This is a genomic window from Pseudooceanicola nitratireducens (genome assembly GCF_900109195.1).
GTDB classification, from domain to species: Bacteria; Pseudomonadota; Alphaproteobacteria; order Rhodobacterales; family Rhodobacteraceae; genus Pseudooceanicola; species Pseudooceanicola nitratireducens.
The window spans coordinates 750,020-776,293 of record NZ_FNZG01000002.1; the positions used below are offsets into that span (position 1 = coordinate 750,020).

Consider the following 26,274-nt stretch of genomic DNA (forward strand, 5'->3'; position numbering starts at 1 on the left):
ATATTTTCGGCAAGAGGATGAGGGGGGGCTTTTCAGGGCGGTGTGGCCCTGCCAGGGCCTGGTCAGGCGTCCTTGCGGATGGTTTCGTTCTTGGGGTCGTAGGGGCTGTCTTCGGTGATCGTGGCGTCCCACAGCTGATCAAACATCCGCACCTTGAGCTTCGTGCCCGGTGTGGCGAGGTCGGGAGAGACATAGCCCATGCCGATGGATTTGCCGAAGGCCACGGAATAGCCGCCCGAGGTCAGGCGGCCGACCTTGGTGTCGCCGTCATAGAGCGCCTCGCGCCCCCAGGGGTCGGCATCCGCGGGGCCGTCGATCAGCAGGGTGACGCATTTGGCGCGGATGCCAGTGTCGGCCATGGCCTGTTTGCCGTGGAAGTCTTTCGACAGGTCGACAAAGCGGGGCAGATCGGCCTCGAGCGGGGTGGCGTCGCGGCCCAGTTCGGTACCGAAGGCGCGGTAGGATTTCTCCTGCCGGAGCCAGTTCTGAGCGCGGGCCCCGACCAGTTTCAGCCCATGGAATTCGCCCGCCACCATCAGCTGATCCCAGAGGTAATTCTGCATCTCGATCGGGTGATGCAGTTCCCAGCCCAGTTCGCCGGTATAGGCGACGCGGATGGCGCGGACGGGGCACATGCCCAGTTCGATCTCGCGGCAGGACAGCCAGGGGAAGCGTTTGTTGGTCAGCGCCGTGGCCGGGTCCGCATCGCGGATCAGGCTGTTCAGCACGTCGCGCGATTTCGGCCCGGCGATGGCAAAGACGCCCCATTGCGTGGTCACGTCATGGCAGGAGATCCAGCCGAAGTCGGGGATCTTGTCCTCGATCGCCTTCATCAGGAAATCGCTGTCATAGGCGGTCCAGGCCCCGGCGGAGACGAGGTAATATTCGTCCTCCGCAAGGCGGACGATGGTGTATTCCGTGCGGGTCGTGCCGGCGGTGGTCAGCGCATAGGTCAGGTTGATGCGGCCGACCTTGGGCAGCTTGTTGCAGGTGAACCAGTCGAGGAAGGCGGTCGCCCCCGGCCCCTTGAGCAGGTGTTTGGTAAAGGCCGTGGCGTCGATCAGGCCGACGCCTTCGCGGATCGCCTTTGCCTCGTCCACCGCGTGTTGCCACCAGCCACCGCGGCGGAAGCTGCGGGCGGCGTGATCGTCGAAGCCGTCGGGCGCGTAGTAGTTCGGGCGTTCCCAGCCGTTGACCTGGCCGAATTGGGCACCCGCGGCCTTCTGGCGGTCATAGGCCGGAGAGGTGCGCAGGGGGCGGGCCGCTTCGCGTTCCTCGTCGGGGTGGTGCAGGATGTAGACGTGTTCGTAGGCTTCTTCGTTCTTGGCGATGGCATAGTCGGTCGTCATCCACGACCCGTAGCGTTTCGGGTCGAGCGAAGCCATGTCGATCTCGGCCTCGCCTTCGACCATCAGCTGGGCGAGGTAGTGGCCGGTGCCGCCGGCGGCCGTGATCCCGAAAGAGAAGCCTTCGGCCAGCCACATGTTGCGCAGGCCCGGCGCGGGGCCGATCAGCGGGTTGCCGTCGGGGGTATAGCAGATGGGGCCGTTGAAATCGTCCTTCAGGCCCACGGTTTCCGACGAGGGGATCCTGTGGATCATGGACATGTATTCCTCTTCGATCCGCTCCAGGTCGAGGGGGAAGAGGTCGGCGCGGAAGCTGTCGGGCACGCCATAGGCAAAGCGCGCGGGCGCGTTGCGTTCATAGGGGCCAAGGATCCAGCCGCCGCGTTCCTCGCGCACGTACCACTTGGCGTCGGCATCGCGCAGGACGGGGTGTTCCGCGCCGCCATTCTGGCGATAGGCGACCAGTTCGGGGTCGGGCTCGGTGACGATGAACTGATGTTCCACGGGGATGGCGGGCATCTTGATACCCAGAAGCCGCGCGGTGCGCTGGGCGTGGTTGCCGGTGGCGGTGACCACGTGTTCGGCGGTGATGACCTGTTGTTCCTCGGACGGCACAAGGTTGCCGCCGCGTTCGACCATCTTGGTCACGGTCACGCGCCAGTCGGACCCGGTCCATTCATAGCCGTCGACCTGCCATTTGCGTTCGATCAGCACGCCGCGCTGACGGGCCCCCTTGGCCATCGCCATGGTAACATCTGCGGGGTTAATGTAGCCGTCGGTCGGGTGGTAGATCGCGCCTTTCAGATCCTCGGAGCGGACCAGGGGCCAGCGGTCTTTGATCTGGGCGGGGGTCATCCATTCGTAAGGCACCTCGGCGGTTTCCGCGGTCGAGGCATAGAGCATGTATTCGTCCATCCGCGCATCGGTCTGGGCCATGCGCAAGTTGCCGACGATCGAGAAGCCGGCGTTCAGCCCGGTTTCAGCCTCGAGCGACTTGTAGAACTCGACTGAGTATTTGTGGATGTGGGTCGTCGCGTAGGACATGTTGAACAGCGGCAACAGACCGGCGGCATGCCAGGTCGAGCCCGAGGTCAGTTCGTCCCGTTCCAGCAGCATGACATCGTCCCAGCCGGCGCGGGCCAGGTGATAGGCGATCGAGGTGCCGATGGCACCGCCGCCGACGACCAGAGCTTTGACATGGGATTTCATCTGCGGATTCCTTCGCTTGGACCTTTCTTCCGGTTTAGCAGGCCGGGCGCGGGGCGCTGTGTCCAGCCGACACATGGAGGCCTGAAACCGACCTCTTGTCGCTATTCCCCATAGGCGATGCCTTCGCGGCGCGGATCGGCCCCGCCTTCCAGCCCCTGTGGCGTCAGCGCGATGCCATGCAGGCCCGAGTTCAGGTCGCGAATCGAGGTCTTGAACCCGCGCTCCGTCAGCTGGGCGGCGAGGGCCTCGGCCTCGGGGGTGGCCTCGATGTCATAGGTGCCGAAGCGGTTCACGGCATGGGGCAGGGCGATGGCGGTCTGGATGTCGTGGCCCTCGACCAGGTGTCGCCAGATGGTTTCCGCCACATAGCCGATGATCCGGCTGCCACCGGGCGATCCGATCACCAGAACCGGCGCGCCGTCCTTCATCACGATAGTCGGGGCCATCGACGACCGGGGGCGTTTGCCCGGCTCGACCCGGTTGGCAATGGGCACGCCGTCGCTGTGGGACCGAAACGAGAAATCCGTCAGCTGGTTGTTCAGCAGGAAGCCCCCCGCCATGACACGCGAACCAAAGGCGTTTTCCACCGACGAGGTCATCGACAGCGCGTTGCCGTATTGATCGACGATCGACATATGCGTGGTCGAGGGCAAGGCGCGGCCCACGTGATCGGCCCAGTTCAGCGCATGGTCGAACTCTGGCGTGCCGGGGGCGGCGTCTTCGATGGCGCGGTCGGCGCTGGCGGCCCCGGCGCGATCCTTCATGTAGTCGGGGGCCAGGAGGCCGGGCAGCGGGACGGGCACGAAATCGCTGTCGGCCAGGTACCGGCCGCGGTCGGCAAAGGCCAGGCGCGCGGCATTGCCCAGAAGCGTCAGGTCATCCAGATGCGCTTTGCTGCCGAAGGCCAGTTGCGGGTCCGAGGAGATGGCCGAGCCCGACAGGTCCCCGCCGCGATAGGCCTGCGCCGTGCCCAGGATCTGTGCCACGGTCACCCCGCCGGACGAGGGCGGGCCCATGCCGCAGACCTCATACCCCTGGAAGGGCAGGCAGACCGGGTCGCGTTCCTTCACGGTGTAGTTCCGCATGTCCCATGGCGTCAGCAGCCCGGGCTGGATCGCCTGGTTGACGGCTGCGGTGATGGTTTCGGCCAGGGGACCTTCGTAGAAGACCTGCGCGCCGCCGGTGGCGAACTGGCGCAGGGTTTCGGCATAGGCCGGGTTTGTCAGCGTGTCGCCCGCCGCCAGCGGGGTGCCGCCGGGCAGGAAATATCCGGCGGTGGCGGGGTGCAGCATCAGCCTGTCGCGGTCAAAGCCGATCATGGCCGCAAGCCGCGCCGAGACGGGAAACCCCTGATCGGCGGCGGTGATGGCGGGGGCCAGCAGGTCGGGCCAGGCCGAGCGTCCCCATCTTTGGTGCGCCGCGTCCATCAGGGCGGGGGTGCCCGGCACGCCAACCGACAGCCCGCCGATCACGGCGTCGAAAAAGCCCATGGGCGTGCCGTCGTCCTTCTGGAACAGGCGCGGTGTGGCCTCGGCCGGGGCGGTTTCGCGGCCGTCCAGCGTGGTCAGCATGCCGCTTTCGGCGTCGAAATAGACCAGGAACCCGCCCCCGCCCAGGCCCGAGGACTGCGGCTCTACCAGGCCCAGCATGGCCTGCGCCGCGACCATGGCATCGGCGGCGGTGCCGCCTGCGCGCAGCACATCCGCCCCGGCGGCAACGGCCATCGGATGGGCGGCGGCGATCATCCAGTGCTCGGCCCGGACGGGGGCACCGCTGCGCTTGGCCTCCTGCGCAGCGCGCAGGGCAGGATCGTCGATCGGCGCGGCCAGGTCGGTGGTCATCTCTGGCGGGATCGCATCGGTCGCCTGCTGGGCGATGCCGGGCAGGGACCCCGCGAAAGTGAACGTTAGGGAAAGCAGCAGAGAGGGCAGGGAGCGCAGCATCGGAGTCGTCTTTCAGCGTCAGGTGATTCTTCGACCATCTTAGCGGAGGATTGTGATCGCTCACATTTTCCGAATTGCGGAATATCATGCTGTTTTGCGGAAAAAAGCGGCGCTGCGTCGCGGCGTCACGTCGCTTTTCCACTGTCCTGCCCGAAGCAGAGCCTATATCAAACGCCAGAGCCGCCCCCGCCCGGGGGTGCAGGAATGCAATCTAGGGAGTGACCGCAGATGAAGGTGTTGGTGCCTGTCAAACGCGTGATCGACTACAACGTGAAAGTCCGTGTCAAAGCGGACGGCAGCGGTGTCGATCTTGCCAATGTGAAAATGTCGATGAACCCGTTCGACGAAATCGCCGTCGAAGAGGCGATCCGCCTGAAAGAGGCCGGGAAGGCCGAAGAGGTTGTCGTCGTCTCCATCGGTGTGAAACAGGCGCAGGAAACGCTGCGGACCGCGCTGGCCATGGGTGCCGATCGCGCGATCCTGGTGGTTGCCGCCGACGACGTGCACACCGACATCGAACCGCTGGCCGTTGCGAAGATCCTGAAAGGGGTCATCGACGAGGAACAGCCTGGTCTGGTCATCGCCGGCAAGCAGGCGATCGACAACGACATGAACGCCACCGGTCAGATGCTGTCGGCGCTGCTGGGCTGGTCCCAGGCGACCTTCGCAAACGAGCTGGACATCGACGGCGACAGCGCCGTTGTGAAGCGTGAAGTGGACGGCGGCCTGCAGACCATCAAGGTCAAGCTGCCCGCCATCATCACCGCCGACCTGCGCCTGAACGAGCCGCGCTATGCCTCGCTGCCGAACATCATGAAGGCGAAGAAGAAGCCGCTGGATGAGAAGACTGCCGATGACTACGGCGTCGATGTCTCCCCGCGTCTGGAAATCGTCAAGACGTCCGAGCCCGAAGCGCGCAGCGCCGGCGAAATGGTGGCGGATGTCGATACGCTTGTGGCGAAACTCAAAGAGAAGGGGATCGTGTAATGGCCGTTCTTCTGCTTGCTGAAATCAACGACGGTGAACTGGCGCTGGACGCCACCGCCAAGGCCGTTTCCGGTGCAAAAGCCCTGGGCGACGTGACGGTTCTGGCCGTTGGCGCGACCGCAAAGGCCGCTGCCGAAGCCGCTGCCAAGATCGACGGTGTGGCATCGGTGCTGGTCGCCGAAGACGCGCTGTACGGTCACCGCCTGGCGGAACCCGTTGCCGCGCTGATCGTGTCGCTGGCCGGTGATTATTCGCACATCGTGGCCCCCGCCACGACCGATGCGAAGAACATCATGCCCCGCGTCGCAGCCCTGCTGGACGTCATGGTCCTGACCGATGTGACCGCCGTGGTCGACGCCGACACGTTCGAACGTCCGATCTATGCCGGTAACGCGATCCAGACCGTGAAGTCGAAAGACGCCACCAAGGTCATCACCTTCCGGACGTCGACCTTCGACGCCGCCGGTGAAGGTGGGTCGGCTGGTGTGTCTGACGTCGCAGCCGCCGACAACCCCGGCCTGTCCGAGTGGGTCGAGGACGCGATGGCCGAAAGCGATCGCCCCGAGCTGACCTCGGCCGGTGTCGTGGTCTCTGGTGGTCGCGGTGTCGGGTCGAAGGAAGACTTCGCCATCATCGAGAAATTGGCCGACAAGCTGGGTGCCGCCGTTGGTGCATCCCGTGCCGCCGTCGACTCGGGCTATGCTCCGAATGACTGGCAGGTTGGTCAGACCGGCAAGGTCGTCGCACCCGAGCTTTATGTCGCCGTCGGTATCTCCGGCGCGATCCAGCACCTTGCTGGCATGAAGGACTCCAAGGTCATCGTCGCGATCAACAAGGACGAAGAAGCCCCGATCTTCCAGGTCGCGGACTACGGCCTGGTTGCCGACCTCTTCGAAGCCGTGCCCGAGCTGACCGAGAAACTGTAAGCCACCGCGCTTTCAGAGCTTAAGGAAAGGCCCGCTGATCTGGCGGGCCTTTTTCTTTGGCCATGGTCCCAATGCCCGGCCTGGACCACGCGGGCGGTTAGCGACCGGTCTGAGGCGTATTCTGTGGCATGGTCTGGCGCGACGGGATCCCCGGCACCCGATCGCGCAGCGCCGAAGACAGGATCCGGGCCAGGTCGATATGCGCCTGAAGGCCCAGCATCTGCCGGGCGGCGCTAGCCTCCATCGGGGAAAAGATCATGCCGTCGGTGTGATCGCCCTTGGCCGTGCCCATGGCAGGGGCGGGGACATAAAGGATGTCCTGCACTTTCGGGCGCAAAGCCTCGATCATCTCGTGCGTGACCTTCAGCGGGTCGGGGCCGTCGTCGTTCCGGCAGTCGTGCGCGTCGAACCAGATCAGGATGACCGGGCCCGCCAGCCGGTCGATCACATCCTCCATTCGCGCGACCCAGGCCTTGCGAAGTTCGACCAGCAGGACAAGGAACATCTCGTCGTCCTGGTGCTGAAGGTGCCGCATCAGATGGCCGGTAAAGTGGAATTCGGAAAAATCCACGTCGCGGAAGATCGTGCGCAGCACCGGGCTGGCCCTCAGGAACCGGTCATTGCGGCGGGGGTGCACGGAATAATAGCGGTTCGACAGGTTCTGCACCGTGGGCACCTGCATCACCGTCGCCTGGGCCTTCAGGCTGAGGTTCGTGGCGGTGCGGTCGTGCAGGTAGACATCCGGCCCGCCGTTCACCAGGCCAAGATTGACGCTGGTCACGCCTAACCTTTCCTGAACCAATGCCGGGTAGGGTGTGCGCAGGAACTTGCCATAGGTCTCTGTCCCGCCAAGGAACAGGGTGTAGGGTCCGCGCAGATCGGCGCGCGGCCCGCGATATAGCGTGCGCGATGTGCCGTACCGGCACGGCAGGTAGTCGATCGGACGCGGTCCGAATTTTTCGCAAGTCATCTTGCCCACCACTTGTTAACCCGCCCTCCTTTTGCCCGTGATTCACTTCCAAAGTCTTAAATTCCGCATTCAATCCAAATGGTGGGTACTTGCAGCCAGTGCGCGGATCGGGTCAGTGTGTCCGCGACCAGTAAAGGGAGACCGGGGATGGACATCCGTACGATTGGCGTGATCGGCGCAGGCCAGATGGGCAACGGCATCGCACATGTCTGTGCGCTTGCGGGCTATGACGTTCTGCTGAACGACATCAACCAGGAAGCCCTGGACCGCGCGATGACGCAGATCGATCGCAACATGGCCCGTCAGGTTAGCCGCGGTCACGTGTCGGAAGACGACGCGCAGGCGGCGAAGGGGCGGATCAAGTCGACCCTGGCGCTGACCGACCTGGGCCAGATGGACCTGGTGATCGAGGCCGCGACCGAACGCGAAACGGTCAAGGACGCGATCTTCAAGGAGCTGGTGCCGCACCTCAAGGACGACACGATCCTGACCTCCAACACCTCGTCCATCTCGATCACCCGTCTGGCCAGCCGCACGGACCGGCCCGAAAAGTTCATGGGGTTCCACTTCATGAACCCGGTGCCGGTGATGCAGCTGGTGGAACTGATCCGCGGCATCGCCACGGATGAACCGACTTACAAGGCCTGTCTGGCCGTGGTGGAACGCCTGGGCAAGACTGCCTCCTCGGCCGAGGATTTCCCGGCCTTCATCGTGAACCGCGTTCTGGTGCCGATGATCAACGAGGCGGTTTATGTCCTGTACGAAGGCGTCGGCAACGTGCGGTCCATCGATGAGGCGATGAAACTGGGCGCGAACCACCCCATGGGTCCGCTCGAGCTGGCGGATTTCATCGGGCTGGACACCTGTCTGGCGATCATGAACGTGCTGCACGACGGGCTGGCGGATACCAAGTATCGCCCCTGTCCGCTGCTGACCAAATATGTCGAGGCCGGGTGGCTGGGTCGCAAGACGGGCCGGGGCTTCTATGACTACCGGGGCGATGTGCCTGTCCCGACGCGCTGATTAGGCCGGGGGCTGATTGGCCTCCGATCATACGCGCCGCTTAGTTCCGCTGTGCGATGAAGGCAAGGTTGTTGGCCGGCATGTCCACCATGTCGGCCAATGTCATGTCCGCCGCAATGATCCAGTCGGCCACGTCGAAATCGTCCTTGTAGCCGATCTCGGGGTCGGCGGCGCGCAGTTCGGCGTGGAAGCGGGCGTCGCCTTCGGATGTCAGTTCGCCGCCGCGCATGAATGGCCCATAGAGCATGAAGATCCCGCCGGGGCGCAGGGCCTGACCGACCTCGGCGATCAGGGTCTGCACCTCGGGTTCGGAAATCAGGTGGGTCAGGTTGACCAGCAGGATCAGGTCCTGCGGCGGCAGGGTCGCGGACCAGCCGGGCCGGGTGGCATCCAGCATCAGCGCGGGGCGGATGTTCGTCGCCTCGGTCGCATAGGCGTTGATCGAGGCCAGTCGGCCCGCGTCCACGTCACTGGGCTGCCAGGTGATCTGCGGATGGCGCAGGGCGTGGCGCAGGATGTGCTGGCCGGTGCCGGATGCGATTTCCAAAGCGTTGCGGATGTCGTTGCCGCCGATGGTGCGGGCGACCAGATCCTCGATCGGCTGGCCGTTGCGGTCTGCGGCAGGCATCACCTGGCGGTCGCCGTTCGCAGGCTGCGTGACAGAGGCCGAAGGGGGCAGGCTGCGTTTGGTCATCTGGTCCTCGGGCTTCGGGGGGCTTCTGGTCTGGGGTGGAGACAGACTTGGACACCGGGCCAGCTGGGGTCAAGGAAAAGGGCGCGGAAGATCCGCGCCCTCAACCGGCTTTTCGTATCGGCCCCTCGTGTGGGGCGAGGGGCCTGTTCCCTCAGGCTCAGCCGCGCTTGCGACGCAGGCCAAGGAAGCCCAGGCCACCGGCCAGCATCAGGGCCGACGCCGGCAGTGGCACGGCGGGCGTGGTGTCCAGCGTGCGGAAGTTGTCCAGCGTGGTGTCAGCCGCGAAATCGGTCTGGATGTCGACCAGCGACAGGATCACCGAATCCACCGAAGTCAGATCGACGCCGGTGAATTCCGAGAAGGACACCAGCGCGGTCTTGTTGGTGACGAAAGACCCGGTGTAACCGATCGAAGAGGTGGACGAGATGCCCAGGATATCGGTGACCGAGATCGTGTAGCCGACGTTCACGTCCGCCGCGACGATGTCGAAGGCAAAGGCGTCGGACACGCCGCCGTCGGTCAGGTCAACGCCGCCAAGGCCGCTGTCGCCCAGGCCGTTGTAGACCACGGACATCTGCCCCTGCACGCCGGCGTCGTTCGAAAACGTCAGCTGGCCCTGGTTGGCCGCGCCGGTGGTCGCATCCGGAGAGATGCCGTCGCCTTCGACCATGATCTCGCGAAAGCCGCCCAGTGCGCTCGGTGCGGCGTCCTCGATCGAGGCGCTGGCCCCGGCATAGGCGCTGACGGGCCCGGAGTCGGTGGTGTAGAGGTCGATGGTCGCGGCGCTGGCCGTGCCGGCAAAGGCGATCAGGCCAAGCGCGGCGGCGGATGTGGTTGTGAAAATGCGGGTCAAGTTTGAATACCCCTCGTTAAGTGTGTCGGTTTGGCAGGCGCTGAATGCGGCCATGCCCTTGGAGAACTGGGGCAATGCGCTGCAGGAAAAGGGGCGAAATCATGTCTTGTTCTCGTGGTTTACCTTCTGGGTTAATAAATATTCCGATGGTGGAATTTCTTGGAACCATCCCGAGGGCGCGGCGTTGTGCGGGATATTTTTAGGGGATGAGGCAGGGACAGGTTCGCGCGGCTTCGGCCCGGCCCCGAGACAAGCGAACCCAGCAAATCGACGCGAAGCGACAGCCGCAAAGAAAATGGCCGCGCCCCGGGGGGCACGGCCATCGTGATGCTTGAAAAGGCGCGCGCTTACTGCGGGATGTCGCCTTCGATGCCTTCGACGTAGAAGTTCATGCCGGCCAGGGTGCCGTCATCCGCCGTCTCGCCTTCGGCCAGCCAGTCGGAGCCGTCCTGCTTTTTCAGCGGGCCGGTGAAGGCGTGGTATTCGCCCGAGGCCAGCGCGTCCTTCAGGGCCAGGGCTTCGGCTTTCACCTCGGCCGGAACCGCGTCGGAAATCTCACCGATGCCGACCATGCCCGGGCCGATGCCGTCCCAGGTGTTGGTCGAGGTCCAGGTGCCGTCCATCACGGCCTGGGTGCGCGCGATGTAGTAGGGGGCCCAGTTGTCGATGATCGAGGAAACACGCGGTTTCGGCCCGTATTCCGCCATGTCCGAGGCCTGGCCGAAGGTGATCACGTTCCCGGCTTCCTGCGCGGCGGCCTGCGGCGCGGTGGAATCGGTGTGCTGCAGGATCACGTCGGCACCCTGTTCGATCAGCACCTTGGCGGCATCGGCCTCTTTCGCCGGGTCGAACCAGGTAAAGGCCCAGACGATCTTGAACTGGACGTCGGGGTTGACCTTCTTGGCGTGGATATAGGCCGAGTTGATGCCACGGATGACTTCCGGGATCGGATAGGACCCGATGTAGCCGATCACGTTGCTTTCGGTCATGTGGCCCGCGATGGTGCCCTGAACGGCGCGGCCTTCGTAGAAGCGGGCCGAGTAGACGGACACGTTGTCGGCGGTCTTGTAGCCGGTGGCGTGTTCGAACTTCACGTCGGGGAATTTCTTCGCGACGTTGATGGTCGGGTCCATGTAGCCGAACGAGGTGGTGAAGATCAGGTCAGCGCCGTCCAGCGCCATCTGGGTCATCACGCGTTCGCTGTCCGGGCCTTCGGGCACGGATTCGACAAAGACGGTTTCGACCTTGTCGCCGAAATGCTCTTCGACGGCCTGGCGGCCCTTGTCGTGTTCATAGGTCCAGCCGCCGTCGCCGACGGGGCCGACATAGACAAAGCCGACCTTGGTCTTGTCCTGCGCCAGGGCAGGGCCGGTGGCGGCGAGGCCAAGGGCCATGGCGGCCCCGGTCATCAATGCGCGTTTGGTAAGTTTCATGGATCTCCCTTTCAGATCTTTCTTCTTGGAGTTTGGCTTGGAAAATGTGCGGCCTCAATGCGTCGCATGGAAGATGCGACCCAGGGAAGCCGGGGCACGGGATTTGTCGGCGGACATGATGACCAGCACGACGATGGTGATGATGTAGGGCGACATCGACAGGTACTCGACCGGGATGGCGATGCCTGCGGCCTGCAAGTTCAGCTGCAGCACGGTGACGCCGCCGAACAGATAGGCCCCCAGCAGAACGCGCCAGGGTTTCCAGCTGGCAAAGACGACCAGAGCCAGGGCAATCCAGCCGATGCCTGCGGTCATGCCTTCGGTCCATTGCGGCACGCGGACAAGGCTGATGTAGGCCCCGCCCAGCCCGGCCATGGCCCCGCCAAAGGCGATGGCCAGGACGCGGATGCGCACGACCTTGTAGCCAAGCGCATGGGCGGCATCGTGGTTTTCCCCGACCGCGCGCAGGACCAGCCCGGCGCGGGCGTATTTCAGGAAGGCCCAGGTCGCGGCCACAAGCGCCAGGCCGAAATAGACCATCAGGTCATGGCCAAAGACGATCCGCCCGACCCAGGGCAGATCCGACAGAACGGGGATGTCCAGGCGCGGGGTCGAGGGCGGCTTGATCCCCTGGTACCCCTGACCCAGCAGGGCCGAAAGGCCCAGCCCGAACAGCGTCAGCGCCAGGCCCGACGCCACCTGGTTGGCTAGGGCAAACTGCGTCAGGAAGGCAAAGAGCATCGACAAAGCCGCGCCCCCGGCGGCGGCGGCAATGAACCCGGCGGTCGGTGACCCGGTCTGCACGGCCACGGCAAAGCCGCAGATCGCGCCGGTGATCATCATGCCCTCGACGCCCAGGTTCAGCACGCCCGCGCGTTCGACGATCAGCTCTCCGATGGCGGCGATCATCACGGCCGTTGCGGCCACCATGAGCGAGGCGATCAGCAGGACGGGATTGATAGCGGACAGATCCATCACGCGGCCTCCCCTTCCTTTGTGGCCCCGCCAAGGCGCAGGCGGTATCCGGTCAGAACGTCGACGGCCAGCAGGAAGAACAGCAGCATCCCCTGGAACATCTGGATGGCGGCGGCCGGCAGGCCCAGACCCGATTGCGCGATCTCGCCGCCGATATAGGTCAGCGCCATCAACAGCCCTGCCAGAAGGATCCCCACGGGATGCAGCCGGCCCAGGAAGGCCACGATGATCGCGGTGAACCCGTACCCGGTGTTGAAATCAATCGTCACCTGGCCCGCGGGGCCAGAGACTTCGAACATCCCCGCCAGCCCGGCGCAGGCCCCCGAGATGCCGAGGCAGAACAGCACCAGCCGCGTCGGCGACACCCCCGCAAACCGGGCGGCGCGCGGGGCTTCCCCGGTCAGGCGGATGTGATAGCCCAGCTGGTGCCGGGTCAGCAGGATATAGGCGAAGATCACAGCAATAAACGCCGCTGCCACGCCCCAATGCATGCCGGTGCCGGCGATCAGTTCGGCGTTATGGGCGCTGTCGTATTGCTGCAGGTTGCGCGATCCCGGAAAGCCGAAGCCCTGCGGGTTCTTCAACAGCCCAAGCGAGACCGAGGCCAGCAATTGCTCGGCTACGTAGACCAGCATCAGCGACACGAGGATCTCGTTGGTGCCGAATTTCACCTTCAACAGCCCCGGGATCATCGCCCAGACCAGGCCGCCAAGGGCGCCGGCGATCACCATCAGCGGAAAGATGAACCAGCCTTCCATCGGATAGAAGGCCAGGCCCACGCCCGCGCCGCAGATCGCGCCCAGGATGTACTGCCCCTCGGCCCCGATGTTCCAGATACCGGCGCGGAAACCCAGGCTCAGCCCGATGGCGATCAGGATCAACGGCCCCCCCTTCACCAGAAGCTGCGGCCGGTAGTAAAACGCATGCTGCCCGAACAGCGGATCCCAGAAAATCGTGCGGATCGCCACCAAGGGATCCTTGCCAAGCGCGGCAAACAGCAGCCCGCCAAAGATCATCGTCGCCACGACGGCCAGAACCGGGGTCGCCCAGGCAAAGGCCCGGCTTGGCTGGCGCCGCTTCTCAAGTCTCAGCATGCCAATGCCCCCCCGTGGACCACCGGGCAGACGCGCCGCGCCCCCCCGATCATCTTGCCAAAAATACTCCCGCCGGAGGCGTCCCCACGCCCCCGCCAGCACTGCCCCGGAAGTACCGCACAACGTCCGATCGCCGGATCACACATGCGCCACCTCCATGCCGTGGGACCCGCCCATCATCAGGCCGATCTCCTCGACGCTCAGCCCCTGTGCGGGGCGGATGTCGCTCAACCGGCCCTCGTTCAGGGCGGCGAACCGGTCCGAGACCTCCATCAGCTCGTCCAGGTCCTGGCTGATCACCACCACGGCCGCGCCGCCGGTGGCAAGATCCAGGATCGCCTGGCGGATGGTCGCGGCGGCGGCGGCGTCGACACCCCAGGTCGGCTGGTTCACCACCAGGACCTGCGGGTCCTGCAGGACCTCGCGGCCGATGACGAATTTCTGCAGGTTACCGCCCGACAGCGATCGTGCGGCGTTCTCGGTGCCCGGCGTGCGGACGTCGAACCGGTCGATGATCTCGCGGGCAAAGCTGCGGGCGCGGCCCCAGTTCAGGAACCCGGCGCTGGCGATGCCCCTGCGCTCGGCCCCGGTCAGGGCGGCGTTCTCGGTCAGGGACATGTCGGGGGCTGCGGCATGGCCCAGCCGTTCCTCGGGCGCGGTCAAAAGCCCCATCCGGCGGCGTATGGCGGGGCCGGTCGCGCCGACGGGGGTGCCATCCAGCACCACCATGCCGGCCCCGGCGCGGATCTCTCCCGAGAGCACGCCCAGAAGCTCGTCCTGCCCGTTGCCGGCAACACCGGCCAGGCCCAGCACCTCTCCGGCGCGGACCTCGAAGGATATGCCCTTCAGGGCGGTGCCGAACTGGCTGGGCGAGGGCACGGAAAGATCCTTCAGCGCCAGCCGCACCGCGCCGGGCGCGCGGGTGTCGCGCGTGGGCACATGCAGCTCGGCGCCGACCATCAGCTCGGCCATCTCGCGGGCGGTGGTGTCGCGGGGCGTGCAGGTGGCCACCTTGCGGCCCAGCCGCAGGATGGTCGCCTCATCACACAGCGCGCGGATCTCCTCCAGCTTGTGCGAAATATAAAGGATCGAGGTGCCTTCCGCCTTCAGCTTGCGCAGCGTCTCGAACAGGATCTCGACCTCCTGCGGCGTCAAGACGCTGGTCGGTTCATCCATGATCAGCAGTTTGGGGTCCTGCAGCAGGCAGCGGATGATCTCGACCCGCTGGCGTTCGCCCGCGGACAGGTCGCCCACCACACGCCAAGGATCCAGTGGCAGCCCGTATTGGTCGGACACCTCGCGGATCCGCGCCGCCAGGTCGCGCATGGCCGGCGGTTCCGCCATGCCAAGGGCAATGTTCTCGGCCACGTTCAGCGCGTCGAACAGCGAAAAATGCTGGAAGACCATCGCCACCCCGGCGGCCCGCGCCGCCTTGGGCTCGCCCGGGGCAAAGGGCTGGCCGGTCATGGTCATCTCACCGCTGTCGGGCTTCACCAGGCCATAGATCATCTTGACCAGGGTCGATTTGCCCGCGCCGTTTTCGCCCAGAAGGGCGTGGACCTCACCGGGCTGGATGTCGAAGGACACGTCGTCATTGGCCACGACGCCCGGATAGGCCTTGGTCAGGCCCCGTATCGAAAGAAGTGCTGTCACCCTGTCATGTCCCTTTCGGCGTCTTGCTGCGCCGTCATCCCTGATAGCGTCCCTAATAGCGAATGCACGACGCCGACGGCAATCTGTTGCGGATGTTTCCCGAAACGCGGGGTGCCGATCGGGCAGGAAATGCCGTGGATGCGGGCATCCGCATGGCCCATGGCCCCCAGCCTGCGCCGGAATCGCGCCCATTTGCTGGCCGATCCGATCAGCCCGGCGCTGGCAAAGCCGTGGCGCAGCAGCGCGTCGCACAGCGCCAGGTCCAGCGTATGGGAATAGGTCAGCACCAGGTGATGCGCCTCGCGCGGCGCATGGGGGATCAGCTGTTCGGGCCGCGCGGCGGGGACCATGGTCACGCCCTGCGGGATCTCCTGCGGAAAGCGGTCGGCGGCGACGTCGATCCAGGTGACCTCCACCTCGGGCAGGGGGGCGGCCATGGTGACGATCGCGCGCCCCACGTGCCCCGCGCCCCAGACCCAGAGCGCTGCGTGGCGGCGCGCCACAGGTTCGATCAGCCAGCCTTCGATCAGCTGGATCGCGGGGGGCTGCCCCCCGTTGCGGATCTGCGCCATCGCCCTTTGCACCGACAGGGGCACGGTCGGGGGCAGTGGGCCGCCCACAAGCCGCCTCAGGATCACACCGTCTGTCGCTTCAGGCAGGGCCTCGATCTGGTCATAGGCCAGGGTCACCGCCCCGCCGCAGCATTGCCCCAGGTCGGGCCCAAGCGCGCGTGTCTCCACCCTCGGGCCGGTCAGCCCGCGCGCCTTTTCGATTGCCTCAAATTCCAGCGCCCCGCCGCCGATGGTGCCCGCGATGCGGCCCTCGGGCCCGACCAGCATCGCGGCCCCGGCATCGCGCGGGGCCGACCCGCGCGCCTCGGCCACGACGACGCGGACCAGCGGCCCATGGGCCTCCAGCGCATCCGTTAGGGCGTCCAGATCAACCATGGCGCACCCTCCGCACCGCAGCCAGCACCTGTTCCGGCGTCGCGGGCGCATCCAGTGCCGGATAGGCCGCGCCACAGGCCCCGACCGCATCCGACAGCGCCATGAGCGCCGAAATTCCCAGCATGAACGGCGGCTCACCCACGGCTTTTGACCGATAGATCGTCTCCGCCGCATTTTCCCCGTCCCAAAGCGCCACGTTGAAGACCTCTGGCCGGTCGCCACAGGCCGGGATCTTGTAGGTCGAGGGCGCGTGGGTCCGCAGCCGGCCCTTGTCATCCCAGACCAGTTCCTCCGTGGTCAGCCAGCCCGCGCCCTGCACATAGCCGCCCTCGATCTGGCCGATGTCCAGCGCCGGGTTCAGCGAGCGTCCCACGTCATGAAGGATATCCGTCCTCAGGATGCGGTATTCGCCGGTCAGCGTGTCGATCACCACCTCGGTGCAGGCGGCACCATGGGCAAAATAGAAGAAAGGCCGCCCGGTTCCCGCCTTGCGGTCCCAGGCCAGGTCGGGCGTCTTATAGAACCCGGTGGCCGACAGGCTGACGCGGTTCTCATAGGCCAGCTGCGCGGCGCGGGGGAATGAGATCTCCTCGGCCCCGATCCGCACCCGGTTCTCGGCAAAGACGACATCCTCGACCGGCACCTGGTACAGACCGGCCAGACAGTCCGCCATACGCTCCCGAATGGCATCGCAGGCGCGTTTCACCGCCATCCCGTTCAGGTCGGACCCCGATGACGCCGCCGTGGCCGAGGTGTTGGGCACCTTGCCGGTGTCCGTGGCGGTGACCTTGATCGCCTCCAGACCCAGGCCAAAGCTCTCGCCCGCCACCTGCGCCATCTTCTGATACAGCCCCTGGCCCATCTCGGTGCCGCCGTGGTTCACCTGCACCGACCCGTCCTGGTAGACATGCACCAGGGCGCCGGCCTGGTTCAGATGCGTCAGCGTGAACGAGATCCCGAACTTCACCGGCGTCAGCGCAATCCCACGCTTCAGCAGCGGATTTCCGGCATTCCACTCCGCCACCCGCGCCCGCCGCGCGTCATACTCGCAGCGCGCCGCCAGATCGTCGGTCATCCGGTTCAAGATGAAATCCGTCACCGCCATGCCATAGGGCGTCGTTTGCCCCTCAGCCTCGCCCACCACATGCGGTTCCGGCACATCCAGCGCCCCCCGGCTGGCCAGATCCCCGCTCTCTTTGGTTTTAGAAATATCCTCGGGGGGGGCGACATTCCCTTGGGAATGTTGCGGGGGGGCAGAGGGCCCCCCCTCCGCGCCCGCCGCAGGCGCATCGGCATAATAGTTCACCCGCCGCACGGTCAGCGGATCCAGACCCAGATCATGGGCGATGTGATCCATCACCCGCTCGATCCCGACCATGCCCTGCGGCCCGCCAAAGCCGCGAAAGGCGGTGGCGGAACAGGTGTTGGTCTTCAGCCGGTGGCTCTCGATCCGGACGTGGTCCAGCAGATAGGCATTGTCCGCATGCAGCATGGCGCGGTCGGCCACGGGCAGGGACAGATCCTGCGCCCAGCCACAGCGTATCAGGTGGCGAAATTCGACCCCCAGCAGGCGACCCGTCTCATCAAACCCTGCGCGGTATTCGATCCGCAGATCATGGCGCTTGCCGGTGATGACCATGTCGTCGTCGCGGTCATAGCGCATCTTGCAGGGCCGACCGGTGGCGCGGGCGGCGACAGCACAGGCGACGGCCAGCGCATTGCCCTGGCTTTCCTTGCCGCCAAAGCCTCCGCCCATGCGCCGGGTCTCGACCCGCACGTCGCGCATCGGCAGGCCAAGCGCCTCGGCGACCTTGTGCTGGATCTCGGTCGGATGCTGGGTCGAGCTGTGCACGACCATCTCTCCGCCGTCCTGCGGCAGGGCCAGGGCGGCCTGGCCTTCCAGGTAGAAATGCTCCTGCCCGCCGACTTCTATCTGCCCCTGCACGACGCGGGGGGCGGTGGTAATGGCGACCTCTGCCTGACCCTTGGTCCAGATCACCGGGCCGTCCTCGAACCGGCTGTCGGCGGCCAGGGCCTCGTCCACCGTCAGGATCGGGGTTTCTTCGGCGATCTCGGGGGTTCCGAGACGCGCGGCCGTGCGCGCGGCGAGGTGGCTGGTGGCCACCACAAGAAACAGCGGCTGACCGACGTAGTGCACCCGGTCGGTGGCCAGCAAGGGCTCATCATGGACTGAAGGCGAGACATCATTGGCAAAGGGCAGGTCATCCGCCGTCAGCACGGTGACGACCCCCGGTGCGGCGCGTACCGCCGACAGGTCCATCGCCGTCAAAGCCCCGCGCGCCACGGGCGACAGGCCAAAGGCCAGGTGCAGCGTGCCGGCAGGCGTGGGGATGTCATCGACATAGCGTGCGGCCCCGGTCACATGCAGGGCGGCGGTGTCATGGGGAAGCGGTTTTCCGACGCTCATGCCCGCACCTCCCGCACGTTGGTCTGCCGGCCCTGGCTGTCTTCCCAGTAGCGTTGCAGCATGTTGCGCGCGGCCTCCTGCCGGTAGGCGGCGCTGGCGCGCATGTCGGACAGGGGCGTGAAGTCGCGGTCCCAGACCTCGGCCAGGCGGGCGGCGATATCACCATCCCAGGGCTGACCGATCAGTGCGGTCTCGACGTGTTTGGCGCGTTTCGGGGTGCCGGCCATGCCGCCAAATGCGATGCGTGCGGCGCTGACCTTGCCGCCTTCGATGGTCACGTTGAAGGCCCCCAGCACCGCCGAGATATCCTGATCAAACCGTTTCGACAGCTTGTAGCAGCGCAGCGCGGGGGCGGATTTCGGTATGCTGACCGCCTCGACGAATTCGCCGGGGGCGCGGTCCTGCTTGCCATAGTCGATGAAGAAATCCTCGATCGGGATCGACCGGCGGGTGTCGCCGTGGCGCAGGTGCAGGGTGGCATCCAGGGCGATCAGCGCGGGCGGGTTGTCCCCGATGGGCGATCCGTTGGCGATATTGCCGCCGATGGTGGCGGTCTGGCGCACCTGTTCCGACCCGTAGCGCCGCACCATGGCGGCATAGCCGGGGTGGTGGGCTTCGAGCACGGGCAAAAGCTCGGCCATGGTGACTGCGGCCCCGATGCGCAGGCTGTCGCCCTCATCCTCGATCCGTTTCAGATCGGCGCAGCGGTTCAGGAAGATCACCCGCCCCAGGTCGCGCAGCTGCTTCGTGACCCAAAGCCCCACATCCGTCGCCCCGCCGATCAGCATGGCGTCGGGCTGGGCGGCATAGATCGCGGCCAGCTCGTCCGAGGTCTCGGGCGCGATGTCCAGCGGATCGACCGCGGGCGCGGGATCGCTGACCCATGTGGGCACGGGGGCCTCCTGCGCGGCCTGGGCGGCGCGGACGATCGGCGCATAGCCCGTGCAGCGGCATAGGTTCCCGGCCAGCAGGGTGTCGTGATCCGTCTTCCCGGCGGTATGGGCCGTGACCATCGAGGCGATGAAGCCCGGCGTGCAGAACCCGCACTGGCTGCCGTGGTGGTCGACCATGGCCTGTTGCACCGGATGCAGCGTGCCATCGGGCGCGGCCATGCCTTCGACGGTGCGCACGGATTTGCCGTGCAGCTGCGGCAGGAACAGGATGCAGGCGTTCAGCGCCTTCACGGCCTGATCGCTGTCGGGATCGGTGACCATCACCGTGCAGGCCCCGCAATCGCCTTCGTTGCAGCCCTCCTTGGTTCCGGTCAGCCCGCACGCCTCGCGCAGGTAATCAAGCAAAGTGGTGGTCGGCGGCACCTCGGGGGAGAGGTCCACGCGGTCTCCGTTCAGGTGAAAGGAGATGGTCATATCATTAGTCCGCCGCCTTACCCCATTGGCCGAATGTCCCAGGTTCGATGCGGCGTAGAACCCGGGCGAGCTTACCGGCACACAGGAAAGCCAATGACGGGCCACTTGGCAAGCTTTTGCTGAAAATTCAGGCGTTGCCCTTGGGAAAGTCCCGCCGGATTTTGTCGGAAATTGCTGAAAATGCGGGCATTCGCCTGGATTTCGCGGGTCAGAGTGGGGCCAGCGTGATCCCCGACCCCGACAGCGCATCCCGGACCGACCGGGCGATCTCCAGCGCCTCGGGCGTGTCGCCATGCAGGCAGATCGTGTCGATGCGGGTGCGGATCCGCTTGCCGCTGGCGGTGATGATCGCGCCTTCGCGCACCATCTCGGCGATGCGGGGCCCGGCGAGGGCGGCGTCATGGATCACTGCACCGGGCAGGGACCGGTCGACCAGCGTGGCGTCGTCGTTATAGGCGCGGTCGGCAAAGATTTCGCCGGCGCGGTTCAGGCCCAGTTCCTCAGCGGCGGCTTCCTGCGCGGTGCCGGCGAGGGTCATGATGACGATGCCCGGCTGCACGGCCTCGGCCGCGGCATAGCAGATGCGCGCCATTTCCTTGTCTTCCGACGCCATGTTGGACATGGCCCCGTGCAGCTTGAGATGCCGCAGGCTGCCCCCGGCGGCCCGCGCCATCGCCTGGGCCGCGCCCAGTTGATAGGTCACCAGATTGGTCAGCTCCTCGCCCGAGAGCGACAGGCGGCGGCGGCCAAAGCCCTGAAGATCGGCAAAACCGGGATGCGCGCCAATGCCTACGCCCTTGTCGATCGCGGTGCGGAAGGTGCGCGCCATGACGTTCGGATCACCGGCGTGAAAGCCGCAGGCGATATTGGCCGAGGTCACGATATCCAGGATCGCGGCGTCCTGGCCCATGACCCAGGGGCCAAAGCTTTCGCCCATGTCGGCGTTCAGATCGACCTTGGGTTGGGTGCCATTCTGGGTCATCTGCATGGGTCCTTTTCGTCGTGTTCATCGCCACGGATCATGCCGCTGATCAGTTGATAGGACAGCAGGTCGGGGATGTCATGGGGATCGCGCCGCAGCGGCGTGACCGCCTTGCGCAGCGCCTTCAGCTGCGCGGCCTCGTTCGTCCACAGCGCGTCGGCCTCATCGACCGTGACGGGGATGAAACGCAGGTCCGTGCCGGGGGCGGCCTGGGCCACGCGGGGCAGATCGGCGGGGATCACCGTGCCGATCCGGGGATAGCCGCCCATGGTCTGGCATTCGGACAGCAGCACATAGGGCACGCCGTCGCCGGTCATCTGCACGTCGCCCGGCTGGATGATGTCCGAGGCCAGCGATCCGCCCGTGGTTCCGAAGGCCGCTCCGGGCTGGTCCAAGCGCACCCCCTGGCGGTTGCCGGTTGGGGCGCGGGTGAAGGCGGTGGCGTGGAAACGGTCGCGGGTGGTGGCGTCGAACAGCCCCGTCTGCGGCCCGGGCATGATCCGCAGCGTGCCGCCGGTCAGGCGGTCTGTGGGGTTCAGCGCCATGGGCGGGGTGTCGGGCGCAGGATCCTCGCCCAGGGGCAGGCTGTCGCCCGCCGCCAGGGGCCTGCCGATGCCGGCGGTCAGATGGGTGGCGCGGGCCCCCATGACGGGCGGGGTGGCGATGCCGCCCGCAGGGGTCAGATAGCCATAGACGCCCGCCTTCACGGCCCCGATCCGCAGCCGGTCCCCGGGCGTAAGCAGAAGCGTGGTGTTCCAGGGCACCGGCGTGCCGTTCAGGCTGGCCTGCATCAAGGCCCCGGTCAGGGCGATGCGCATGGGCGCGGTGACCGAGACCTCGGCCCCCATCAAAGCCATCTCCACCCCCGCGACGGGGGCGGGCTGGGTCAGCAGGGCGGCGGCCTCGATCAGGGCCAGCCGGTCGGCGGCCCCGCCGCGCGACAACCCCTGTGCCAGCGCGCCTGGGCGGCCCATGTCCTGAACCGTGACGCCGGCCCCTGCGCTGTGAAGGGTCAGGCGCGCGCTCATGCCAGATCCTCCTGCCGGGCCCCGCCAAGGCCCCCGGGGTTGTCGGCCAGCAGGGCCTCGATCTCGGACGGGAAGGCGGGGGCAAAGCGGATCTCGTCCCCGGCGCGTAGGGGCATGGCCGGGCTGCGGTCAGGATCGAAGCCCAGGAACGCCGTCTGCCCGATCTGTAGCCAGCCGGTCGGCGTGGGATTGGTAAAGACGATCAGCTGCCGCACGGCGGTGACCAGCGCGCCACGCGGCACGTTCGGCGTGATCTGCGACAGGCGGGGGATGTCCCAGTCTGGCGGCAGCAGACCCATATAGGGCAGGCCGGGCGCAAAGCCGATGGTCAGCACCCGGAGCGGCGTCGACAGGATCACGTCGCGCGCGGCGCTTTCGGTCAGCCCGGCGGCCCGGGCGGCGTCGGTGAATTGCGGGCCATGGTCCCCGCCTAGCGAAACGGGGATGGTCCAGCGCCGCGCGGGCGCAGGCAGTGTCGCGCGCGCAAGGTCCGTCTGATCGGCGATCTGTCGGGCCAGATCCACTAGTGCCGCGCGCGTCGTCCGGCCCGGATCAAAACGCAGAAAGACCGAGGTCAGCGATCCGGCGATTTCGGTAACGCCTTGCAGGGCCTTGGTTTCCAGCGCCTGCCGCAGAACGCCGACCGCCGCCAGCGTTGCGGCATCGGGCGTCAGCCCAAGACGCAGGACGATGCCGTCCGGGCCATGGGGCAGGATCTCGACCTGCGGTGTCGTTTCGGGTGTGTCTGGGGGCGTCTGGGTCGGCGTCATCTTGGCCCGACCATCCCGTGATTTCGCCGCCAGCGCAACAGCAGTTCCGCCCGCCGGAAATCCGCGATAGCCTGCGCCCATGAGCAGTGATCCCCGATTCATCCATCTCCGCGTGCACACCGAGTATTCCCTTCTGGAAGGGGCGGTGCGTCTGAAGAAACTGCCCGGCCTGTGCAAGGCCTCTGGCATGCCCGCCGTGGCGGTGACCGACACGAACAACATGTTCTCGGCGCTGGAATTTTCCGTGACCGCCAGCGGGGAAGGGCTGCAACCGATCATCGGCTGTCAGGTCGATCTGAAATATCTGGAGCTTCAGCCCGGAGAGAAACCCAAAGCCCCCGCGCCGCTGGTCCTGCTGGCGCAGAGCGAGGCCGGGTATGAAAACCTGATGCGGCTGAACTCTTGCCTCTATCTGACGAAGCCGGGGGAATTGCCGCAGGTCACGCTGGATGAGCTTGAGGAATTTTCGGCAGACGTGATCTGTCTGTCGGGCGGTCCGGATGGCCCTGTGGGGATGCTGTTGCAGGCCGGCCAGCGCCCGGCGGCGCAGGCCATGATGGACCGGCTCAAGGGCATGTTCGGCGACCGGCTTTACGTGGAACTTCAACGGCATCCGGGCGAAAGCGGGCTGCCGCAGAACGAACGCGCCACGGAACGCGGCTTTGTCGAAATGGCCTATGCGATGGAGCTGCCCCTGGTGGCGACCAACGATGTCTATTTCCCCAAGACCGACATGTACGAGGCGCATGATGCGCTGATCTGTATCTCCGAAGGGGCCTATGTCGATCAGCAGCAGGACCGCCGCCGCCTGACGCCGCAGCATTACTTCAAGACGCCCGAAGAGATGGCGACACTTTTTGCTGATCTTCCTGAAGCGCTTGAAAATACGGTCGAGATCGCAAAGCGCTGTGCCTTCATGGCCTATCGCCGCGACCCGATCCTGCCGAAATTCGCCGATGACGAGGTCGCGGAACTGCGGCGCATGGCGAATGACGGGCTGCAGGCGCGTCTGGCGGTGATCCCCCATGCGGTCAGCCCCGAGAAATACCAGGAACGGCTGGATTTCGAACTGGGCATCATCGAGGGTATGGGCTTTCCCGGCTACTTCCTGATCGTTGCTGACTTTATCCAATGGGCCAAGGATCACGACATTCCGGTCGGGCCGGGGCGGGGGTCTGGTGCGGGCTCACTCGTCGCCTATGCGCTGACGATCACCGACCTTGACCCGCTGCGCTATTCGCTTCTGTTCGAACGGTTCCTGAACCCCGAACGGGTTTCGATGCCCGACTTCGACATCGACTTCTGCATGGACCGCCGGGAAGAGGTGATCCGCTACGTGCAAGAGAAATACGGCCGCGACAAGGTGGGGCAAATCATCACCTTCGGCGCGCTTCTGTCCAAGGCCGCCGTGCGCGATATCGGCCGTGTCCTGCAGATGCCCTATGGCCAGGTCGACCGGCTGTCCAAGATGATCCCGGTCGAAGGGGTCAAGCCCGTGTCGATCGAACAGGCGCTGATCCAGGAAGACCGGCTGCGCGAAGAGGCCCGCAACGAAGAGGTCGTGGACCGGCTGTTGAACTACGGCATGCAGGTCGAAGGGCTGCTCCGCAATGCCTCGACCCACGCGGCAGGGGTGGTGATCGGCGACCGGCCCCTGGACCGGCTGGTGCCGCTGTATCAGGATCCCCGGTCCGACATGCCCGCGACCCAGTTCAACATGAAATGGGTGGAACAGGCCGGGCTGGTGAAATTCGACTTCCTCGGGCTGAAGACGCTGACGGTGATCCAAAACGCGATCAACCAGATCCACGCGGGCGGGCGGCCGCTGCATGTCGCTGCAGACGGGACTGAAATCTATGAACCGGCCGAGGGGGCCGAGAACCAGATCAACGCTATCCCGCTGGATGATGCCAAGACCTATGAGCTGTATTCCGCGGCCAAGACAGTTGCGGTGTTCCAGGTCGAAAGCTCGGGCATGATGGATGCGCTCAAGCGCATGAAGCCGACCTGTATCGAGGACATCGTGGCGCTTGTGGCGCTCTATCGTCCCGGCCCGATGGAGAACATCCCGACCTATTGCGAGGTCAAGAACGGGCTGCGCGAAATCGAATCCGTGCACCCGCTGATCGACCATATTCTTGAGGAAACTCAGGGTATTATCGTCTATCAGGAACAGGTGATGCAGATCGCCCAGGTCATGGCGGGCTATTCGCTTGGCGGCGCGGACCTGCTGCGCCGCGCCATGGGCAAGAAGATCAAAGAGGCGATGGACGCCGAACGCCCGAAGTTTGAAAAGGGCGCGGGCGAAAACGGGGTGGATGCCAAGAAGGCGTCCGAGGTCTTCGACCTTTTGGAAAAGTTCGCCAACTACGGTTTCAACAAATCCCACGCGGCGGCCTATGCGGTGGTGTCCTACCAAACCGCTTGGCTGAAGGCGAACCACCCGGTCGAATTCATGGCCGGCGTGATGAACTGCGATATCCACCTGACCGAAAAGCTGGCCGTCTACTTCGAAGAGGTGAAGAAAGCGCTGAAGCTGCCCTATGTGCCTCCCTGCGTGAACCGCTCGGACGCGTCGTTCAAGGTGGTCGATGGCGCGTTGGTCTATGCGCTTGGCGCGTTGAAGAACGTTGGTCTGGACGCGATGCGGCTGGTGGTCGAAGGCCGGGACGGCAAGGATTTCGTCAACCTTTTCGACTTTGCCCGCCGGGTCGAGCTGAAGCGTGTCGGCAAGCGACCGCTTGAGATGATGGCCCGCGCCGGGGCCTTCGATCAGTTGGACGGCAACCGCCGCCGGGTCTTCGACAGCCTGGACGGGCTGGTGCAATATTCCGCCGCGATCTGGGAACAGAAGCAATCGAACCAGGTGTCGCTGTTCGGCGACGCGGGCGAGGATCTGCCCGAACCGCGTCTGTCCCCGGTGCAGGACTGGCTGCCCGCCGAACGCCTGGCCGAGGAATTCCGCGCCATCGGCTTCTACCTGTCCGGCCACCCGCTGGACGATTACGCCGGGGCGCTGAAGCGCAAGGACGTCAAGACCTTGGACGAACTCACCCATCTGGCGCAGGGTGGTCCGCTGGTGGCGAAACTGGCGGGGATCGTGTCTGGCCGGCAGGAACGCAAGTCGCTCAAGGGGAACCGGTTTGCCTTTGTCCAGGCCTCGGACATGACGGGCGCTTATGAATGTACAGTCTTTTCTGACACGCTTGAAGCCTCCCGCGATTACCTGGATGCCGGGTCGATGATCGTCGCCACGGTCGAGGCCACGATGGAAAGCGACCAGCTGAAACTGCTCGCCCGGGGGATCGCGCCGCTGGACACGGTGGTGGCCGATGTGGGCGGTGTCGGGCTGAAGATCTTCGTCGACGCGGCCGAGGCGATCCCGGCGGTGGCCGAGGTTCTTGCAAACGCCCAGGCCTCGGCGGCGAAGGTGGCCAAGGGGCCGATCAGCTTCTGCCTGATGGACCTGGGTCTGCCGGGCGAGGTCGAGATCGACGCCGGGCAGGACTTCCCCGTGACGCCACAGATCAAGGGCGCGATCAAAAGCCTGAACGGCGTGATGGAAGTCGAAGAGATCTGAGCAGGGCCCGATTCGGAAGACTGGACACAGCGAATCAAATTTGATTCACTCTATACAAAATATAGA

Annotated in this window: 19 protein-coding genes; 4 read left to right on the forward strand and 15 right to left on the reverse strand. The window is 65.7% G+C overall.

Annotated features, from left to right (window positions below):
- Positions 1 to 62 precede the first annotated feature (62 nt).
- Both BMX99_RS09555 and ggt read right to left on the reverse strand, forming a co-directional pair.
- Positions 63 to 2,555, reverse strand: coding sequence for a GcvT family protein (locus BMX99_RS09555; RefSeq protein ID WP_093450568.1), 2,493 nt, complete (start codon positions 2,553 to 2,555; stop codon positions 63 to 65).
- Between the two features lie 101 nt (positions 2,556 to 2,656).
- Positions 2,657 to 4,498 carry a gamma-glutamyltransferase gene (ggt, locus tag BMX99_RS09560; RefSeq protein WP_093450571.1) on the reverse strand — a complete coding sequence of 614 codons (1,842 nt, stop codon included), beginning with the start codon at positions 4,496 to 4,498 and terminating at the stop codon, positions 2,657 to 2,659.
- A gap of 228 nt (positions 4,499 to 4,726) precedes the next feature.
- Here ggt and BMX99_RS09565 point away from each other — a divergent pair, with 228 nt between their 5' ends.
- Together BMX99_RS09565 and BMX99_RS09570 are read left to right on the forward strand one after the other, a co-directional pair.
- Entirely contained in the window at positions 4,727 to 5,485 is a 759-nt protein-coding gene (locus BMX99_RS09565) for an electron transfer flavoprotein subunit beta/FixA family protein (RefSeq protein WP_093450574.1), read from the forward strand.
- Positions 5,485 to 6,411, forward strand: a complete 927-nt coding sequence (locus BMX99_RS09570) for an electron transfer flavoprotein subunit alpha/FixB family protein (protein WP_093450577.1) — start codon at positions 5,485 to 5,487, stop codon at positions 6,409 to 6,411. The genes BMX99_RS09565 and BMX99_RS09570 overlap by 1 nt, the downstream gene beginning before the upstream one ends.
- A 97-nt stretch (positions 6,412 to 6,508) precedes the next feature.
- Here the strand turns inward: BMX99_RS09570 and BMX99_RS09575 are convergent, their stop codons facing one another.
- A complete protein-coding gene (locus BMX99_RS09575) occupies positions 6,509 to 7,381 on the reverse strand; it encodes a DUF6473 family protein (protein ID WP_175480271.1) in 873 nt (290 codons plus the stop codon).
- 147 nt (positions 7,382 to 7,528) lie between these two features.
- Between BMX99_RS09575 and BMX99_RS09580 the strand changes: the two genes are divergently transcribed.
- Positions 7,529 to 8,404 carry a 3-hydroxybutyryl-CoA dehydrogenase gene (locus BMX99_RS09580; RefSeq protein ID WP_093450580.1) on the forward strand — a complete coding sequence of 292 codons (876 nt, stop codon included), beginning with the start codon at positions 7,529 to 7,531 and terminating at the stop codon, positions 8,402 to 8,404.
- Between the two features lie 40 nt (positions 8,405 to 8,444).
- On the opposite strand, the gene BMX99_RS09585 is transcribed toward BMX99_RS09580, so the two are convergent.
- From BMX99_RS09585 to BMX99_RS09640, 12 genes are all read right to left on the reverse strand, one after another.
- Positions 8,445 to 9,098, reverse strand: a complete 654-nt coding sequence (locus BMX99_RS09585) for a DUF938 domain-containing protein (protein WP_093450582.1) — start codon at positions 9,096 to 9,098, stop codon at positions 8,445 to 8,447.
- A gap of 157 nt (positions 9,099 to 9,255) precedes the next feature.
- Positions 9,256 to 9,951: a hypothetical protein gene (locus BMX99_RS09590; RefSeq protein ID WP_139199474.1), complete on the reverse strand. Its 696-nt coding sequence runs from the start codon at positions 9,949 to 9,951 to the stop codon at positions 9,256 to 9,258.
- A gap of 347 nt (positions 9,952 to 10,298) precedes the next feature.
- Complete coding sequence (locus BMX99_RS09595) at positions 10,299 to 11,384, reverse strand: BMP family ABC transporter substrate-binding protein (protein ID WP_093450588.1); 1,086 nt, start codon at positions 11,382 to 11,384, stop codon at positions 10,299 to 10,301.
- A 54-nt stretch (positions 11,385 to 11,438) separates the two neighbouring features.
- On the reverse strand, positions 11,439 to 12,359 hold the full coding sequence (locus tag BMX99_RS09600; protein ID WP_093450590.1) for an ABC transporter permease: 921 nt from the start codon (positions 12,357 to 12,359) through the stop codon (positions 11,439 to 11,441).
- On the reverse strand, positions 12,359 to 13,453 hold the full coding sequence (locus BMX99_RS09605; RefSeq protein ID WP_093450593.1) for an ABC transporter permease: 1,095 nt from the start codon (positions 13,451 to 13,453) through the stop codon (positions 12,359 to 12,361). Before BMX99_RS09605 ends, BMX99_RS09600 begins: the two co-directional genes overlap by 1 nt.
- 138 nt (positions 13,454 to 13,591) lie before the next feature.
- On the reverse strand, positions 13,592 to 15,106 hold the full coding sequence (locus tag BMX99_RS09610; protein ID WP_093450595.1) for an ABC transporter ATP-binding protein: 1,515 nt from the start codon (positions 15,104 to 15,106) through the stop codon (positions 13,592 to 13,594).
- Positions 15,103 to 16,053: a xanthine dehydrogenase accessory protein XdhC gene (gene xdhC, locus BMX99_RS09615; RefSeq protein WP_093450597.1), complete on the reverse strand. Its 951-nt coding sequence runs from the start codon at positions 16,051 to 16,053 to the stop codon at positions 15,103 to 15,105. Before xdhC ends, BMX99_RS09610 begins: the two co-directional genes overlap by 4 nt.
- Entirely contained in the window at positions 16,046 to 18,481 is a 2,436-nt protein-coding gene (xdhB, locus tag BMX99_RS09620) for a xanthine dehydrogenase molybdopterin binding subunit (RefSeq protein ID WP_093450600.1), read from the reverse strand. Before xdhB ends, xdhC begins: the two co-directional genes overlap by 8 nt.
- Positions 18,478 to 19,848 carry a xanthine dehydrogenase small subunit gene (locus tag BMX99_RS09625; RefSeq protein WP_093450602.1) on the reverse strand — a complete coding sequence of 457 codons (1,371 nt, stop codon included), beginning with the start codon at positions 19,846 to 19,848 and terminating at the stop codon, positions 18,478 to 18,480. The genes xdhB and BMX99_RS09625 overlap by 4 nt, the downstream gene beginning before the upstream one ends.
- Positions 19,849 to 20,056: 208 nt before the next feature.
- Positions 20,057 to 20,830 (reverse strand): LamB/YcsF family protein, encoded by a 774-nt coding sequence (locus BMX99_RS09630; protein WP_093451308.1) that lies wholly within the window; start codon positions 20,828 to 20,830, stop codon positions 20,057 to 20,059.
- A complete protein-coding gene (locus BMX99_RS09635; RefSeq protein ID WP_093450604.1) occupies positions 20,827 to 21,858 on the reverse strand; it encodes a 5-oxoprolinase subunit C family protein in 1,032 nt (343 codons plus the stop codon). Before BMX99_RS09635 ends, BMX99_RS09630 begins: the two co-directional genes overlap by 4 nt.
- Positions 21,855 to 22,709 (reverse strand): 5-oxoprolinase subunit B family protein, encoded by an 855-nt coding sequence (locus BMX99_RS09640; RefSeq protein ID WP_170848697.1) that lies wholly within the window; start codon positions 22,707 to 22,709, stop codon positions 21,855 to 21,857. The genes BMX99_RS09635 and BMX99_RS09640 overlap by 4 nt, the downstream gene beginning before the upstream one ends.
- On the opposite strand from BMX99_RS09640, the gene dnaE reads away from it, so the two are divergent.
- Positions 22,708 to 26,208 (forward strand): DNA polymerase III subunit alpha, encoded by a 3,501-nt coding sequence (gene dnaE / locus BMX99_RS09645; RefSeq protein ID WP_093450606.1) that lies wholly within the window; start codon positions 22,708 to 22,710, stop codon positions 26,206 to 26,208. The genes BMX99_RS09640 and dnaE overlap by 2 nt on opposite strands.
- Positions 26,209 to 26,274: the final 66 nt, after the last annotated feature.